The sequence below is a fragment of the Neorhizobium sp. LjRoot104 genome, assembly GCF_964253725.1.
In the GTDB taxonomy this organism is placed as follows: domain Bacteria; phylum Pseudomonadota; class Alphaproteobacteria; order Rhizobiales; family Rhizobiaceae; genus Neorhizobium.
This window is the reverse complement of record NZ_CAXURS020000002.1, coordinates 775,276-790,966: the sequence shown is the minus strand read 5'-3', so window position 1 is coordinate 790,966 and position 15,691 is coordinate 775,276. Positions and strand designations below refer to the sequence as shown.

Below are 15,691 nucleotides of genomic sequence, written 5' to 3'. Positions count from 1 at the left end.
GGCGCAATGGACCGTCTTGCCCCCAGTCATCCGGGCCCTAAATCCGGCACATGGATGCTGAGCGAATCACAGATTCTACCAAATCGGCGAGAGCGTCTTCGCGGAAACCTCTCCAGAGGCCGAGCCCAGCCGTTGTCGAACAAGTCGAGAGGCTACTGGGTGGGCGCACGCGGAATATCCGGCTCAATGGGGAACTGGCCCGGCTTTTTCGCGAGCGCTCCTGGCCGCAGACTGCCAAGATCATCCGCGCGTGGATGATCTGGGTCAGCGTGCTCGACGTCCTGACACTGGGCGTTTACGCGATCCTGCTTCCGACCGAAACCGTGATGTCGATGCTTTGGCCGGCATCCATCCTTCCCCCCGCAGCTCTTGTCGCCGCAATAGTCTTTCTGCGACCGCGTGCTTTGTGGCTACAGGGGGTTTTCCTCCTCTCTTCTGTCTTTTTCATCCTCCTGTCCGTAGCCTTGGTGGGCGTCAGCGCCGGTGGCGAGTTTTATGAGCGCCATCTCACCATCATGCTTTTCGTGGCCGTCACCGCCATCATCATATTTCCAATCCTGCTTGGCTGGACGGTGGCGATCGGTGCCTCAGCCCTTGGAATCTACTTGGCGTTTCAACTGCGCAATCCCGGTATCGAGGTCGGAAGTGCCCTGGCAGGCACTCTGTTTTTCGCGAGCGGCGTGGCAGCAACCATCGTTGCCCGACGCACCGCAACGATCCTGGCTCACAAGAGCTTCTTGCTCGAGTTGCGAGACCGAAGTCGCCTCGCCGAACTTGCCGACGCGAATTCCCAGCTGGAACTTCTTGCACGAACCGACCCGCTGACCGGCGTCGCCAACCGGCGCTCGATGATGGAAACGCTCTATGGCTTCTGGAATCATGACCTTTCACGAACCAGAGGCGCGGCAATGCTGATGTGCGATGTCGATGACTTCAAGCGCCTCAACGATAATCTCGGGCACGCCGAAGGTGACCGCTGCCTGGTGAAGGTCGCCGGCATTATTCAGAGCAGTATGAGAGACGAGCGGGACCAGGTCGCCCGCTACGGAGGCGAAGAGTTTCTCGTCTTCCTCCCGGGCGCTGATGAACAGGAAGCCCGGGTTGTGGCCGAAAGAATTCGCAGCCGGATAGAAGCTGCGTCGCTTCCGAACCCTACCTCCCGCGTCGTTCCTTATGTGACTGTCAGCATCGGAGTAGCGACGCTGATGCAAGACGGTGAACCCGTCCCGGCCGAGCATCTTCAGCGCCAGGCGGACGCTGCGCTCTACCTTGCCAAAAAGGCTGGCCGAAACTGTCTGATGGTGCACGCTCCGGAGGTCGGCCAAACCTCCGACTAAGCCTGCCCGCCCTGCGCCGGCTTCAATAACCCTATGCTGGGCTAACCCGGGATGGCCATCTACCGAGCATTTCGCTCAATTTTATCCGATCTTCCGGGGCAAGCCGCGGCAGGCCGGGAACCCGCACTTCGCCGACGGAAATGCCAAGCCCTATCTCTACGGCTTCCTTGACGACCGTAACGTTTGCACCATTGCGGTACTGGGTCCGCATGCGCTCGAACGGCTCGATGATTTCGATCATCCGGCGAGCCTCCTGATAATCTCCAGACTCGAGCGCGGCATGGATCGCCAGCGAAATTTGAGGCGCGACGTTGACGAGGCCGGACGTGAACCCGCGGGCGCCGGCAGCAGTGAAGGCTGGCGCCCAGCTTTCCGCCAGGCCGCAAATGAACAGCGCGTTGCCCGCAGCGGATGCGGCGACGACCCGAGACAGAAGCAGGATGTCAGTCGTCGCGAACTTGATGCCGGCGATGTTCGGATGAGCCGCAAGCCGCAGCATGTCGTCAGGGCTGAAACCGTCCGCCCTGACGTATGCGACCATCGGCAGCGAGGAGGCGTCGGCGAGCCTGCGAAAATAGTCAATCTGGGCGGCGGGCGCTGCAAAAGGATCGACCGGCTGATGCGACATGACGGCGGACGCACCGATGGTCTTGGCTGTCTTTGCCATGGCAATCGCTTCTCGCAACGAGCGGCCAACGGCAGCCGTCACCGGCGCCTTGCCATCAACGCCCGCAACTGCCGCTTCGGTGACGACCGTGATTTCCGTCGGCGTGAGCGCATAAAATTCACCGGTATTGCCGGCCGCGACGATATTGTGGATGCCAGCTTTCGCCACGCGTGCGTAAATCGCGCGGGTGATACCGATGTCGATCTCGCCATCCGCTCCATAGGCGGTGATCGGTACGCCGGAAATGCCGGTCAGGATTTCGCGAAATGTCTGGATATCCATGGGCTTTTCCTCAGATTGCGAAGCGATGAACAGGCGTGCCCTGGACCCCCGGCTCGAAGGCGTAGATCGTGCCGTCTTCGAAAGTGCCGTTGTTGTCGGTGGAGAGCGTGGTCACGTAGAGAGTAGCGAGATCGGGTCCGCCGAAGCAGGGCATGCTCGGCCCCTTGGCGGGCATCAGATAGGCCTCGACGACCTTTCCGTCCGGCGAGATGCGGTTGAGCCGCCCCCCCTGCTGGCCGGCGATCCAATAGAACCCGTCAGCATCCACGGCGGCGCCGTCCGGTCGTCCTTCCTCCGCAGTGAAGTTATGCAGGCGGCGAGGCGGACCTATGGCGCCGTATGCCGGATCGAAATCGAAGATCTGGGCGTAGAGTTGGCTGCTGTCGGAATGGTACATCGTGCGCCCATCCGGGCTCCAGGCGATACCATTGGAGGTCATCAGGTTGCCGTCGATCACTGTGTCGAACGACCCGTCCGGCTTCACCCGGTAAAGGCGGCCATTGCCCGTCTGCGGTACAGCCTCGTCGCGGGTGCCGACCCAGAAGCAGCCGTCCGGCCCGGCCTTGCCGTCGTTGAGCCGGCTGTCCGGCCGGCCGCCGTCCGGGTTGCAGAGCAGTTGCATGGAACCGGTTTGGGGGTTCAGCAAGTAGACGCCGCTTTCCAGCGCCACCGCGATGTCGCCATTTTCACAAAGTGCCAGGCAACCGATCTTCGCCGGCATTTCGAACCGGTCGATGCCGCCGCCGGCCTGCAGGCGGATTGCCGCGGGTGCGAGGATATCCACGAACCAGAGATCGCCGGTGCGGTCGTCCCAGGTGGGGGACTCTCCAACCTTCAGGGGAAAGTCGATGACGCGGCGAACCTGCGGTGTGATGGTCCTTGTTTCGCTCATCGGGCAGCCTCCGCGGATACGATCAGTCCGTTCTCGTCCCGGAGCCGGATCGCTCCGTCATTTTGCGAATCGCAGAAACCGCCCCCTTGGAAGAAGGCCGCGACCGGACTTTCGTCCACCGGCTCCAGGCGAAGATGATCGCGCGTATAATCCTGTGGCCGGTAGCCTAGCCGCTCGGCGAGTTCATCCTTCCACCAGCCGGCATCGTTGCGCGACATGCCATAGACGACGGCAGCAGCGATGTCGGGGTGGGTAAGGCCGATCTTCACAAGCTGGAACAGATCGCGCGGGCTGATCCATATCGCCGCCGCCCGTTCGCTGTTGGGATAGGGGCCGGCATTGCCGATGCGGATCGACAGCGTGCGGATGCCCGCCTTGTCGTAATAGAAGCCGGCGACCATCTCGCCCCAGCATTTCGACAGGCCATAGCGCGTGTCGGGGCGAGGCACGTCAAGCGGCGTTATCGTCTGAGAGCGGGGATAGAAGCCGGTCGCGTGGTTACTGGACGCGAAGACGACGCGCCTGGTGCCGTTGGCGCGAGCAGCATCGTACAGATTGTACGTGCCGAGAATATTGCTCTGCACCATGTCGCCGATATCGGCCTCGCGAGGTAGTCCGCCGAGGTGAATGACACAGTCCATGCCGTCGAGTGCGGCGAGCATGGCGCCAGCATCCGCGAGATCGCCCTCGAAGAAGCTTTCGTTCGATGCGAGTTCTTTCGCCGGCCTGATGTCGATCAGCCTGATGTGCTCCGCCTCGGAGCACAGAAATCCCCTAAGCTGCGTGGCGATATTGCCCGCACCACCTGTTACCGCAATCCGTTTCAATGCCCCTCCTCGCGATGCCTCGCATCGCATGAAATCGAAGGCCTCCTAGCCTCCCACACCCTGGAACATGCGGGCGCGCGCATTCAGTATATGGTTCTTCATGGCGTCATGGGCCGCCGTTTCACGCCGCGCCAGGATCGCCTCGACAATCGCCTGATGCTCGTCCTGCACGTGCCGCACGTGCAGCGGCGTCCGCTTCAGGCTGAGACTGCGGGTCACCGACATGCCGATCGAAAAATGTGGCCTGAACCAATCGCGGACGGTGACGTGGAACTGGTTGCCGGTAGCCGCGGCGATGGCATCGTGCAGGTACTGGTCCTCTTCCGCACCGAGTTCGCCGATTTCCAGACAGTGTTCGAGGGCCTCAAGCGCCGAGAGAATACGGATCCTATCGTTGGCCTGCCAGTTGCGTGCCGCCAGTTCTGCCGCTTCCGCCTCAAGTCCGGCGCGGAATTCGAAGAACCTCTGCACGTCGGCAAGCGATCCGACCGGAACCTGCTTCAGCACCGACGAGTCCGGCCGTTGCCGCACATAGGAGCCGGATCCCTTGCGCGAGACGATCAACTCATCCCTGCGAAGCCGCTCCAGAGCTTCGCGCACCACGGGCCGGGATGCCCCGAACATGACTGCAAGGTTCGGCTCGGACGGGAGCCGTTCGTTGATCGGAAAGCGGCCGTCGGCGATCATCCCTACGATCTTCTCGTAGATAATGTCGCTGAAACGAGGCTCCGCCTTGGCGGCCGCTATCACGCCCGATTGGTTCATCAACGTCCCTTTTCACGTCTCCATTCGCGAAAGGCCTGCCCGGCTTCGGCTTCCGGCGGACAAAGCCCGAAAATGCCGTCGCCCGCCCTCACGCGTTCTTCGACGAAATCCTCGAAAACGGTCTGTTCGAAAACGCCCGTGTGATCGATATCTTCGCGCGCCGGAATATAGCGCAGCGTATAGGCAGGCCCGACGAGGCGCGGAGCCGTCTTGTTGATCTTGTGTACGTTGCGAATGGAGGCGTTCCGCAGGCCATGCTTCAGAAGCACCGTCGTCAGCGTGGCTGTCGAGACGCTCGGTAATTTTCGGCGCGATTCCTCGCTGAAAGTCATGCTTCTCCTCCCTGTCCGCACGGCTCTTTTAGACAGGAGTATTTAACCTGTAAAAATCTGTCAATACTTGTAATCATCTGAAAACCTGCTTATGGTCGTTTCAGCCGATGGGATGGAGGTCCTCGGCGGTCGTGGCGGTTGGGAACCCGCTATCGATCGCCTGTCAGGTCGGCGGTTCATTTGGGAGGAAATTAATGCGCGACGACGAAATCATGTCTTCCGGCGTTACCCGCCGGACGTTCCTCGCAGGCGTTGGCGGGGCCGTTGCCCTGTCAGTTGCGGGCGGCACCGCCAGCGCGGCCGCGACCAAGGAGGCGCCGCAACTTGCGGCTCTCGTCAAGGATGGCAAGCTTCCGCCGCTTGCCGAACGTCTTCCGAAGAACCCGATGGTGGTGAAGCCTTGGGAAAAAGTAGGCACTTACGGCGGCACGCTGCGGCGCGGCCTTCGCGGCTCGTCAGACCATAACGGCATCCTGCGAATGGTCGGCAACCAGGGCCTGGTGCGCTGGAACATGGACTTCACCCAAACTCTGCCGAATCTCGCGGAGAGGTGGGATGTCAATGCAGATGCTTCCCAGTTCACCTTCTACCTTTTGAAGGGCGTGAAGTGGTCCGATGGCCATCCGTTCACCGCCGACGACGTGGTGTTCGCCATCGAGGATGTCGTCAAAAACAAGGAGCTCTACAGCTCGACGCCGGCGCAGATTGCCGTGGCCGGCAAGCCGGTCGTCGTCGAAAAGATCGACGACTACACCGTCAAGTTCACCTTCGCCGCAGCCAACGCGCTTTATCTGGAAAACCTTGCGACCCCGCTCGGCCAGCATCCGACGCTGTTCGCCAAGCACTACTGCAGCAAGTTCCTGCCGAAATACAACCCGAACCTCGACGCGGACGTGAAGGCGGCCGGTTCATCGAGCTGGCCCGACTTCTTCCGCGCCAAGTGCGGCGACATCGAAATCCCGCAACGCTGGGGCAATGCCGAGAAGCCGGTGCTCGATCCCTGGGTGATCAAGGAAGCCTATTCCGGCGGCGCGACCCGCGTGCTGATGGTTCGCAATCCCTACTTCTGGCAGGTCGATACCGAGGGCAACCAGCTGCCCTATATCGACGAGCTGAATTTCGGCATTTCGCAGGACGTCGAGTCGCTGATGCTCAACGTCATCTCCGGCAAAATCGACATTCAGGAGCGTCATATCAACTCGCTCGCGAACAAGCCGACGCTGTCGCAGAACATGAAGAAGGGCGATTACCGCCTGCTGTCGCTCGTCCCGTCCGCGGCGCAGCAGTGCTCGCTCTACCTCAACATGACCCACAAGGACCCGGTGCTGCGGAAGATCTTTGCCGACAAGTCGTTTCGCCAGGCGCTGTCGATGGGCATCAACCGCCAGGAAATTATCGACATCGTCTATTTCGGGCAGAGCGAGGGTTACCAGACCGGCCCGCGCCCCGGCCACCCGTGGTATCACGAGAAGCTGGCCCGGCAGTTCACCGAATTCGCGACGGACAAGGCCAATGCCATGCTCGACAAGGCTGGCCTCGACAAGAAGGATGCCAACGGCATCCGCCTTCGGCCTGACGGCCAGCCGCTCTTCTTCGCGGTGGATGTCATCCCGACACTCTATCCTGACCTCGTCGATGTGCTGGAACTGGTGAAGGCGCATTGGGCGAAGATCGGGGTTAGCATGAAGGTCAACACCATCGAACGTGCGCTCTATTATACGAGAGGGGACGACAACGCCCATGATGCACAGGTCTGGCCAGGCCCTGGCGGCCTCGATCCGATGCTCGACCCGCGCGACTTCTTTGCCTTCCATCCCCAGGGATCGCGCTACGCCATTCCGTGGACGCTCTGGTACACGTCCAACGGCGCCAAGGGCGAGGAGCCCCCGGAAAGCCAGAAGAAGCGCTTCAAGCTCTATGACGAGGCTCGTTCCACGGCCGATGTCGACAAGCGCGGAGCGATCATGAAGCAGGTCTTCGATATCGCTGCGGAAGAATTCGAAGTCATGGGAATCTGCCTCGCCGTCGGTGGCTTCGGCGTGATCCGCAACAACCTGCGCAACGTTCCGGAAAAACAGCCGGACAGCTGGTCCTGGCCGAACCCCGGCCCTGCCCTGCCGCAGCAGTTCACATTCACGAGCTGAGCGGGCACGGCTGATTTACTCCAACTGTGCCGCCGCCCGACCGGCGGCGGCACCCTTCCGGCCCCATTGCATCCACTGCCCGAACGATGGCCGAAGGCTTTCGTATCGGCATGCCGTGCAATCCGAATTGCGAGCTTTGCATGCTGAAATTTGTCATCAAACGCCTGCTATGGATGATACCGTCGCTGTTTGCGGTAAGCTTCCTCGCCTTCGTTCTGATCCAGCTTCCGCCAGGCGATTTCGTCACCACCTATATCGCGACGCTCGCCTCATCCAACGAAGTGGTCGATCAGAATACCGCGGCCGCTCTGCGCGAGCGGTTCGGCCTCGACCAGTCCATGCTGGTGCAATATCTGAAATGGATCTGGGGTATCCTCTCCCGCGGCGATTTCGGCATCTCCTTCGAGTGGCAGCAGCCGGTCTCCGGCCTTATCTGGGAGCGCATGGCGCTGACCCTGGTACTTGCGCTCGCAAGCCTGATCGCCACCTGGGCGATCGCACTGCCGATCGGCGTCTATTCCGCGGTGAAGAAATATTCGATCGGTGACTATGCATTCACGGCCTTTACGTTCTTCGGTCTGTCGATCCCGTCTTTCCTGCTGGCGCTGGTGCTGATGTATATCGCCGCCGTCGAGTTCGGCGCGGATGTGGGCGGCCTTTTCTCACCTGAATACGAGACCGCGCCCTGGAGCATAGCGAAAACGCTCGACCTTCTGTCGCGCCTGTGGCTGCCGGTGGCGATCCTCGCGGTGTCTTCCACTGCGAGCCTGATCCGCGTCATGCGCGCCAACATGCTGGACGAGCTGCCCAAACCCTATGTCACGACGGCTCGTGCCAAGGGGTTGTCGGAGTTCCGGCTGCTGATCAAGTACCCGCTGCGCATCGCGCTCAACCCCTTCATTTCGACGATAGCCTGGCTCCTGCCCAACCTGATCTCCGGCTCGGTCGTGGTGGCGATCGTGCTTAACCTACCGACGGCGGCGCCCCTGCTTCTCCAGTCGCTGATGGCGCAGGACATGTATCTCGCGGGCGCCTTCGTGCTCCTGATCTGCGCTCTCACGCTGATCGGCTCGCTGATCAGCGACATCCTGCTTGCGCTGGTCGACCCGCGCATCCGGCTCGAATAGGAGGCCCGAATGGTCGATGCAACCATCCTCAACGATCGCCCCGATCGCGTCGCCGTTGCCGCGCAATGGCAGCTGATCTGGTGGGCCTTCAAGCGGCACAAGCTCGCCATGGCCGCGCTTTTCGTCACCGTCGCGATGTACATTGTGGCGATATTCCCCGGCTTCTTCGCGATCAACGACCCGATCTTGCAGAACGCCCGTTCAACCTTCCATCCGCCGCAGAGCATTCATTTCCTCGATACGTCGAACGGATTCAGTTTTAGGCCGTATTATTACGGAATGAAGCTGACGCGGGATCCGAACACGCTCGCCGCCATCTTCGTCGAGGATACCACGACGAAGATCCCGATCCAGTTGCTCGGACGTGGTTACACCTACTCGGTGCTTGGCCTTTTCGAGACCGACATCCACCTCATCGCCACCACCGACAAGAGCAAGCCGCTTTATCTCTTCGGGGCCGACCGTCTCGGACGCGACGTCTACAGCCGCACGGTACAGGGTGCACAGATCTCGCTGTCGATCGGTCTGGTCGGCGTTTTCCTGTCGCTGCTGCTCGGCATCGTGCTGGGTGGTATCTCCGGATATTACGGCGGCCGGATCGACTTCGTCATGCAGCGCGTCATCGACTTCGTGCTGTCGCTGCCGACCATTCCGATCTGGCTGGCGCTTGCCGCAGCCCTGCCGCAGGGTTGGCCCGCAGCCCTGCAATACATGATGATCACCATCATCCTGTCGTTCACCGGCTGGGCGCAACTTGCCCGCGTCGTGCGCGGTCGCTTCCTTTCGCTGCGAACCGAGGAATTTGTCGCCGCCGCCCGTCTCGACGGCGTCTCGGAAGGCCGCATCATCTTCCGCCATATGCTCCCGAGCTTCTCGAGCCACATCATCGCGTCAATGACGTTGGCCGTACCGGCGATGATCCTGGCGGAAACATCGCTCTCCTTCCTCGGCCTCGGCCTGCAGCCGCCGACAGTCTCCTGGGGCGTTCTTCTGCGCGAGGCGCAGAACATCCGCTCGATCGCCACCGCGCCATGGCTGTTTATGCCGGGGCTCGCGGTCGTTATCGCCGTCATGGCGCTCAACCTTTTCGGCGACGGTCTGCGTGATGCGGCCGATCCGTACAACAAGTGAGGCGCGGATGACCGATATCCTATCCATCACGCCCCGTCCTTCGACGGCAGCGGGCAAGACGCTGCTCGATGTGAAGAACCTGGTAACGGAGTTTCCGCTTCGCACCGGCATCTTCAAGGCGGTCAACGACATCTCGTTTTCGATCGAACCCGGCAAGACCCTTTGCGTCGTCGGTGAAAGCGGTTCCGGCAAATCCGTCACCGCCCGCTCGATCTTGCAGATCATCGACTCGCCCGGTCGCATCGCCTCCGGTTCGATCATCCTCAACCGGCAGGACGGCACCTCTGTCGACCTCGCCAAGCTTGATCCGCGCAGCAAGGCGATCCGCGCGGTACGTGGCCGCGACATCGCGATGATCTTCCAGGAGCCGATGTCGTCGCTTTCGCCGGTGCACACCGTCGGCGACCAGATTACAGAAGTGCTTCGCCTGCATTTGAACATGAGCAAGGCGGAGGCCCGAAAGGAAGCCGCCGAACTGCTCCGGCAGGTGGAGATCCCCAATCCGGAACAGGCGCTCGACCGCTACGCCTTCCAATATTCCGGCGGCATGCGCCAACGTGCCATGATTGCCATGGCGCTTGCGTGCAAGCCTCAGCTGCTGATCGCCGACGAACCGACCACCGCGCTCGACGTGACGACCCAGGCGGAAATCCTCGACCTGATCAAGCGCCTGCAACAGGCGACTGGAATGGCGGTGCTGTTCATCACCCACGACATGGGCGTGGTGGCGCAGATTGCCGACGATGTGCTGGTCATGCACCACGGCGTCATCAAGGAATACGGGCCGGTCGACCAGATCTTCCATACGCCGAAGGATCCCTACACCAAGATGCTGATCGGCTCCGTGCTGAAGCTGGAGCAGAAGGCGGAAATCCGCCTCGCGCGACCGCCGCTCGACACGACCGCCGAACCGATCCTCGACATCCGCAACCTCTCCATGCATTTCGGGGAGATGAAGGCGTTGAACGACGTCTCGATCGCTCTCCTGCCCGGCGAGACGCTCGGGATCGTGGGCGAAAGCGGTTCCGGCAAGACGACCCTGGGCCGCTCGATCATGCGGCTCTACGATCCGGCGTCCGGCGAGATGCATTACCGCCGCGCCGATGGAAAGGTGGTCGATCTTGCCAGGCTTGAGGGGAGTGAACTGAAAGCCGCCCGTCGCGAGCTGCGCATGGTCTTCCAGGACCCGTTCGGCTCACTCAACCCGCGCATGACGGTCGCGCAGGTGATCGGCGAGCCGCTGCTGGTGAACGGCCTGTCGAAGGGCAAGGAACTCGACGAGAGGGTCTGCCACCTGATGGATCAGGTCGGCCTCGATCCGGCCGGGCGGGAACGTTACCCGCACGCCTTTTCCGGCGGCCAGCGCCAGCGCATCGGTATCGCACGGGCGATCACGCTCAATCCGCGCATCATCGTCGCGGACGAGGCGACCTCGGCGCTCGACGTCTCGGTGCGCTTCCAGGTGCTCGATCTCCTGATGCGTCTGCAGGACGAGTTGAAGCTGGCCTACATCTTCATCAGCCACGATATCGGCGTCATTCGCTACATGTGCGACCGGGTCGGCGTCATGTATCGCGGTCGGCTTGTCGAGGTCGGCGAAGCCGAGAAGGTCTGCAACAACCCCGATCATGCCTATACGCAAGCATTGATTTCGGCCATTCCCCGGCCGGATCCCCGCGATCGCGATCGTTCGAAGCGGTTCCGGTATATCGAACCCAGCCCCCACACCGATCCCAGCAACGTCAAGAATAGAAGTTCTGCGCGATGAAGATAACGGGAATCCGCACCTTTCTCATGCATGTGGGCCAGCCGCACCGCTCGAAATGGGCGTCCGACGACGCACCTGCTTCTTCCGGTCGGGGATCGTCGGAACGAGGTTATTTCGGCGGCACCCGCAACTGGCTGTTCCTGAAGATCGATACCGACGAGGGGATTACCGGCATCGGCGAGTGCTCCGGCTGGCCGCGCGTCATCGAGACCGCGATCAGGGATCTCGCGCCGCTCCTAATCGGCGAGGACCCGACGCATATCGAAAAGCTGTGGCAGAAGATGATGATCGCCATGATGGGCCACGGCATGCTCGGCACGGTCGGCGGCGGTGCCATGACCGGCATCGATATGGCGCTCTGGGACATCAAGGGCAAGGCGCTCGGCGTACCGGTCTGGAACCTGCTCGGCGGCAAGATTCGCGACCATATTCCGATCTATTCGCATGCCAATACAGTGGAACAGGCGCTTGCCGTGAAGAGCCGTGGCATCAAGGCGATCAAATGCGGCGGCGTTTCCGATCCGGTCCGAAAGGTCGCCGCGTTGCGCGAAGCGGTCGGCGACGAGATGGATATCGCCATCGACCTTCACGGTGCGCCATGGATGACGCCCGCCGATGCCTGCCGGCTGGTGCGCAAGCTCGAGCCTTATGAGCTGATGTGGGTGGAAGACCCGATCGCGCCGGAGAACGTGGACGGCTACCGCCGCATCCGCGATGCAGCGCATGTGCCGCTTGCCGCCGGCGAACGGAGCGCCACGATTTTCGGCGAGCGCGAGCTGATCGAGAAGGAACTGGTCGACATCATCCAGCCGGATACCGGACGTGCCGGCGGCATCACCCAGATGAAGAAGATTGCCGCCATGGCGGAGGCGCACCACATCCAGTTCGCGCCGCATTCCGGCTCGCTCGGGCCGGTCGCCGAATATGCCGCTCTGCATTTGATGGCCGCGATCCCGAATGCGTTGATCCTGGAACGCCTCGACGACGACTGGGAGGGGCGCAAGAGCGTGATCGTGCCGCATCCGGTCCAGGAAAACGGCTTGATCGTGGTGCCGGACGCGCCGGGATTGGGCTGCGATATCGACGAGGAATTCGTTGCCCGCTACCCGAGCCAGGGCAATCTTTCCGTACAGGTTCAGCCGGATAGCGGCGCCTATGCGCCGGGCACCTGGAGCGAACATCTCTATGTGCAGACGCGTGTGTCGCGCCGGCAATATTTCGGCAAGTAAGGACACAGAAGATGAAAATCGACCGCATGCGGGTTTTCATGACCCGCGACAAGGATCGCCCGCGTGTCATCGTCGCACTCGATACCGACGACGGCCTGACCGGCTGGGGCGAATGCTACAACCACGGGCCGGATAAGGCGCTGCCTCCGCTCCTGGACTACCTTTACGGCTTTATCGCCGGCCAGGACCCGACGCGGGTCGATTACCTCGTCAACCTGATGATCCAGCAGAGCCGGTTCCCCCCCGGCGCCATGGGGCTTGCGGCGATCGCAGGTCTCGACCATTGCCTTTGGGATCTGGCCGCGAAAGCCGCCGGCCTGCCCGTCTACAAGCTGCTCGGCGGCGAGGTGCGCGACAAGATCAAGGTTTATGCCGGCGTCTACACCGCGCCGGATGCACCGGCGGCGCGCGACGAATTCGACCGGTTGAATGAAGGCTGGGGGTTCACCGCTTTCAAGCTCAGCCCCTGGCGGATCGATATGCATACCAACCGCTGGGGCAACGTGGTGAAGGCGTCGGCCGACTATTTCCGCCAACTCCGCGAGACGGTCCGCGACGACTACGAGATCGCCTTCGACGCGCATGCCAAGATCTACGAGCCTGCCGCCGCCCGGCAACTCGGCAACGCACTCGCACCTTACGACCCGCTGTTCTACGAAGAACCGCTCCGGCCGGAAAACATCGAGGCCTGGGGCGAACTCAAGCAGGGGCTCGAATGCACGCTGGCAACGGGCGAAAGCCTCTACAGCCGCTACGAATTCCTGCGGCTGCTGCAGGTGAAGGGCGCGGATCTGATCCAGCCGGACATCTGCGTCGTCGGCGGGCTTTCGGAAATGCGCCGCATCGCGACGCTTGCCGAGGCCTTTTATGTCGGCGTGGCGCCGCATAACCCTATGGGACCCCTGGCGACCGCGGTAAACGTGCATTTCTCGGCCGCCCAGCAGAATTTCAAGATCCTCGAATACCGCCTGCCAACGGGTCAGTCCTACGTCTACGGCGGCACCGAAATCGAGACGCGGGAAGACTCGGCGCGCTACGTCGCCGATCCCTACCTGCCGAAGGACGGTTATCTCGAACTTCGCCCGGATCGTCCCGGCTGGGGCGTCGAGATGGACGAAAAGGCGATGCATGAGGACGGTTACGTCCATTGGCAGCGTCGAGTCCCGAAGCGGCCGGACGGATCCTATGCCTTTGCCTGAAATGGCCGGAAACGATTGGCCAAGCATTCGAAGCGGGCCGCTTGAGGCCCGTTTCCTCCCTCAAAACGGCGGCCGGATGACTCATCTCGTCCATGAGCGGCTGGGCGATATCCTTGTGCCGACCGCCGGCCCGGAGTTCGAGCCGCTGAACTGGCCGAAGGCCGGCGCCTATCCGCTGTTTCCCTATCACAACAGGCTCCTCGGTGCCGCTTTTATGCATGACGGCAGACGCTACGAGGTTCTGCCGCATCCGGCACTTCAAACCGATGCCCAGCATGGCCCGGCCCATCGCCGCGCCTGGCAGGTGGCCTCGCTCGACGCCGATCGGATCGAAGTGGTGCTGGACTACCGCGCTGATCCGGACTGGCCCTTCGATTTCCGCGCTCGACAGCGCTTCGTGCTCACCGACGACCGCCTCGATATAGAGCTTTCAATGGCCAATACAGGAAAGGCCTCCATGCCCGGCGGATTGGGCTGGCATCCATATTTTGCAGCTGATCTCGGCAGGCCGGCATCCTGTGATGCCGGCAGAACGTGGCCGCCGGGTGACGCGGGGATTCCAGACGGTACCCGATCTGAAGCACGGGGCACGAAAATACTGCCGAACGAGGCCCATACCCTTTTTCTTTCGGACTGGGGGGCGGCCACGGTAGTCACCAATGGAGGCATTGAGGCCACCTTGAGAGCGGGGCCAGGACTGAGACACCTCGTCGCCCACCGCACCGCGGACTACGTCTGCCTCGAACCGGTATCGCACGTTGCCGGCGCCTTCGGCTTTCCTTTTCATGGCGAAAATTCAGGGCTTTTCGTACTGCGAGCGGGAGAACAGCGCTCCGCAAGCTTTACGTTTTCTTTCAGGGCAGATTGAGAACCGCGATTGCGCAATTTGACCACGGTAGCGGGGTATGGTCTCGCTTCGGGCGGGACAACGTCAGCTGCGGTGCCGGAATGTACCAGAGGTCGATGCCAATGTCAGAAACCTCCGGCTTCGACTGGGTTTTCATCTTACAAAATGCAATTTATCGCTTCGAGGTCCCCCGTGCGCCGGTCAGGTGCTTGCGCATGAGAGCCGCTGCAACCTCGTTGTCGCCCAGTTCAAGGCGCTCGAGAATTTCCAGATGCTCCCTGCAGGTAACCGCTACGCGATCCGCACCGTGCTGCCAGTTGTAGTTGGATAGACGGCGAAGCTGGTTCTGGCGGTTCATTGCCTCCTCGATATAGCGGTTTCCGGATGCCGCGCTGATGCCGAGGTGGAATTCCGCGTTCATTTCGAACAGCGTGACGCTGGACGCATCGGTCCAGGCTGCACTCAACATTGCCTCATGCTGCGATCGCATCGACTTGATCCAATCCGCGGAAAGCAAAAAATCCGGCGAGAGGATGGCTGCGCATTCGATAAGGAGCCGAAAATCGTAGCTTTCCTCTCGGGCACGCGCATCGCGAACCGGGTCGAAAAACTGCCACCCATAACCTTTTCGGCGCTGAATCACGCCGAGGCCTTCCAACTTGATCAGCGCCTGACGGACGGACGTGCGCTCCTGCCCCGTCAACCGCATCAGTTCCAACTCCGCGAACTGCTCTGGCAATTCGCCATCACGCCGCAGCTTGGCTATCGCCACGAGAAGTTCCTCATCGGCGGGCGGCGCCTCCAATGTCTCTACCCGGGGCGGAATTGCCGAAAGCGTCATCCCCTTGTTTTGCTCGTGCTGCACGAAGCCCTGCGACTCCAGCAGTTCGAGCGCCATGCGAACCGGCGTTCGGGATACGCGCAGCCGGTCCGCCAGCTGGCTCTGGCGCAACCGTGTCCCTGGCTGAAGATTGTCTTCATGGATAACGTCGATGATGCGACGCATCAGGTCCTGCTGAAGAGGCGTGGATACGTCTGACATTTTCCGCTTGCCTTTCCCATCTTTCTGGTTTTTGTTGTATGAAATACTTTTTAGGCGAGGGCAACCCTTCGGCCTGCCGCCATACAGCATCTGGAACACGCC

The 15,691-nt window shown here is 61.6% G+C and carries 14 protein-coding genes; 8 read left to right on the top strand and 6 right to left on the bottom strand.

Features of this window, described 5'->3' with window-relative positions; genetic code table 11:
• Window positions 1-50 precede the first annotated feature (50 nt).
• Window positions 51-1,337 carry a GGDEF domain-containing protein gene (locus ACSQ8R_RS25915; RefSeq protein WP_436256208.1) on the top strand — a complete coding sequence of 429 codons (1,287 nt, stop codon included), beginning with the start codon at window positions 51-53 and terminating at the stop codon, window positions 1,335-1,337.
• Between the two features lie 31 nt (window positions 1,338-1,368).
• Here ACSQ8R_RS25915 and ACSQ8R_RS25910 read toward each other — a convergent pair whose 3' ends face one another.
• From ACSQ8R_RS25910 to ACSQ8R_RS25890, 5 genes are read right to left on the bottom strand one after another with little or no spacing between them, the layout of a single operon-like run.
• Window positions 1,369-2,286: a dihydrodipicolinate synthase family protein gene (locus ACSQ8R_RS25910; protein ID WP_436256207.1), complete on the bottom strand. Its 918-nt coding sequence runs from the start codon at window positions 2,284-2,286 to the stop codon at window positions 1,369-1,371.
• 10 nt (window positions 2,287-2,296) lie between these two features.
• Window positions 2,297-3,178: an SMP-30/gluconolactonase/LRE family protein gene (locus ACSQ8R_RS25905; RefSeq protein WP_436256206.1), complete on the bottom strand. Its 882-nt coding sequence runs from the start codon at window positions 3,176-3,178 to the stop codon at window positions 2,297-2,299.
• On the bottom strand, window positions 3,175-4,005 hold the full coding sequence (locus ACSQ8R_RS25900; protein ID WP_436256205.1) for an NAD-dependent epimerase/dehydratase family protein: 831 nt from the start codon (window positions 4,003-4,005) through the stop codon (window positions 3,175-3,177). Before ACSQ8R_RS25900 ends, ACSQ8R_RS25905 begins: the two co-directional genes overlap by 4 nt.
• A 45-nt stretch (window positions 4,006-4,050) precedes the next feature.
• Window positions 4,051-4,770: a FadR/GntR family transcriptional regulator gene (locus tag ACSQ8R_RS25895; RefSeq protein ID WP_436256204.1), complete on the bottom strand. Its 720-nt coding sequence runs from the start codon at window positions 4,768-4,770 to the stop codon at window positions 4,051-4,053.
• Window positions 4,770-5,102, bottom strand: a complete 333-nt coding sequence (locus ACSQ8R_RS25890; protein ID WP_436256203.1) for a hypothetical protein — start codon at window positions 5,100-5,102, stop codon at window positions 4,770-4,772. The genes ACSQ8R_RS25895 and ACSQ8R_RS25890 overlap by 1 nt, the downstream gene beginning before the upstream one ends.
• A 194-nt stretch (window positions 5,103-5,296) precedes the next feature.
• Here ACSQ8R_RS25890 and ACSQ8R_RS25885 point away from each other — a divergent pair, with 194 nt between their 5' ends.
• The 7 genes from ACSQ8R_RS25885 (at window position 5,297) to ACSQ8R_RS25855 (ending at window position 14,568) form a co-directional block, all read left to right on the top strand.
• On the top strand, window positions 5,297-7,246 hold the full coding sequence (locus ACSQ8R_RS25885) for an ABC transporter substrate-binding protein (protein ID WP_436256202.1): 1,950 nt from the start codon (window positions 5,297-5,299) through the stop codon (window positions 7,244-7,246).
• A gap of 140 nt (window positions 7,247-7,386) precedes the next feature.
• Window positions 7,387-8,373, top strand: coding sequence for an ABC transporter permease (locus ACSQ8R_RS25880; protein ID WP_436256201.1), 987 nt, complete (start codon window positions 7,387-7,389; stop codon window positions 8,371-8,373).
• Window positions 8,374-8,382: 9 nt separating this feature from the next.
• Window positions 8,383-9,504 carry an ABC transporter permease gene (locus tag ACSQ8R_RS25875; RefSeq protein ID WP_436256200.1) on the top strand — a complete coding sequence of 374 codons (1,122 nt, stop codon included), beginning with the start codon at window positions 8,383-8,385 and terminating at the stop codon, window positions 9,502-9,504.
• A 7-nt stretch (window positions 9,505-9,511) separates the two neighbouring features.
• The gene (locus ACSQ8R_RS25870) at window positions 9,512-11,272 is read left to right on the top strand and encodes an ABC transporter ATP-binding protein (protein ID WP_436256199.1); all 1,761 of its coding nucleotides are present in this window, start codon (window positions 9,512-9,514) and stop codon (window positions 11,270-11,272) included.
• Window positions 11,269-12,501: a mandelate racemase/muconate lactonizing enzyme family protein gene (locus tag ACSQ8R_RS25865; protein ID WP_436256198.1), complete on the top strand. Its 1,233-nt coding sequence runs from the start codon at window positions 11,269-11,271 to the stop codon at window positions 12,499-12,501. Before ACSQ8R_RS25870 ends, ACSQ8R_RS25865 begins: the two co-directional genes overlap by 4 nt.
• 11 nt (window positions 12,502-12,512) lie before the next feature.
• Window positions 12,513-13,700 carry a galactarate dehydratase gene (locus ACSQ8R_RS25860; protein ID WP_436256197.1) on the top strand — a complete coding sequence of 396 codons (1,188 nt, stop codon included), beginning with the start codon at window positions 12,513-12,515 and terminating at the stop codon, window positions 13,698-13,700.
• A gap of 76 nt (window positions 13,701-13,776) precedes the next feature.
• On the top strand, window positions 13,777-14,568 hold the full coding sequence (locus ACSQ8R_RS25855; RefSeq protein ID WP_436256196.1) for an aldose 1-epimerase: 792 nt from the start codon (window positions 13,777-13,779) through the stop codon (window positions 14,566-14,568).
• A 151-nt stretch (window positions 14,569-14,719) separates the two neighbouring features.
• Here ACSQ8R_RS25855 and ACSQ8R_RS25850 read toward each other — a convergent pair whose 3' ends face one another.
• Window positions 14,720-15,679, bottom strand: a complete 960-nt coding sequence (locus ACSQ8R_RS25850; RefSeq protein ID WP_436257283.1) for a GntR family transcriptional regulator — start codon at window positions 15,677-15,679, stop codon at window positions 14,720-14,722.
• Window positions 15,680-15,691: the final 12 nt, after the last annotated feature.

What these genes read in the sequence shown, in the direction of transcription:
- ACSQ8R_RS25915 (WP_436256208.1), top strand. Translation starts at nt 51, where the DNA reads ATGGATGCTGAGCGAATCACAGATTCTACCAAATCGGCGAGAGCGTCT.
- ACSQ8R_RS25910 (WP_436256207.1), bottom strand. Translation starts at nt 2,286, where the DNA reads ATGGATATCCAGACATTTCGCGAAATCCTGACCGGCATTTCCGGCGTA.
- ACSQ8R_RS25905 (WP_436256206.1), bottom strand. Translation starts at nt 3,178, where the DNA reads ATGAGCGAAACAAGGACCATCACACCGCAGGTTCGCCGCGTCATCGAC.
- ACSQ8R_RS25895 (WP_436256204.1), bottom strand. Translation starts at nt 4,770, where the DNA reads ATGAACCAATCGGGCGTGATAGCGGCCGCCAAGGCGGAGCCTCGTTTC.
- ACSQ8R_RS25890 (WP_436256203.1), bottom strand. Translation starts at nt 5,102, where the DNA reads ATGACTTTCAGCGAGGAATCGCGCCGAAAATTACCGAGCGTCTCGACA.
- ACSQ8R_RS25885 (WP_436256202.1), top strand. Translation starts at nt 5,297, where the DNA reads ATGCGCGACGACGAAATCATGTCTTCCGGCGTTACCCGCCGGACGTTC.
- ACSQ8R_RS25880 (WP_436256201.1), top strand. Translation starts at nt 7,387, where the DNA reads ATGCTGAAATTTGTCATCAAACGCCTGCTATGGATGATACCGTCGCTG.
- ACSQ8R_RS25875 (WP_436256200.1), top strand. Translation starts at nt 8,383, where the DNA reads ATGGTCGATGCAACCATCCTCAACGATCGCCCCGATCGCGTCGCCGTT.
- ACSQ8R_RS25870 (WP_436256199.1), top strand. Translation starts at nt 9,512, where the DNA reads ATGACCGATATCCTATCCATCACGCCCCGTCCTTCGACGGCAGCGGGC.
- ACSQ8R_RS25865 (WP_436256198.1), top strand. Translation starts at nt 11,269, where the DNA reads ATGAAGATAACGGGAATCCGCACCTTTCTCATGCATGTGGGCCAGCCG.
- ACSQ8R_RS25860 (WP_436256197.1), top strand. Translation starts at nt 12,513, where the DNA reads ATGAAAATCGACCGCATGCGGGTTTTCATGACCCGCGACAAGGATCGC.
- ACSQ8R_RS25855 (WP_436256196.1), top strand. Translation starts at nt 13,777, where the DNA reads ATGACTCATCTCGTCCATGAGCGGCTGGGCGATATCCTTGTGCCGACC.
- ACSQ8R_RS25850 (WP_436257283.1), bottom strand. Translation starts at nt 15,679, where the DNA reads ATGCTGTATGGCGGCAGGCCGAAGGGTTGCCCTCGCCTAAAAAGTATT.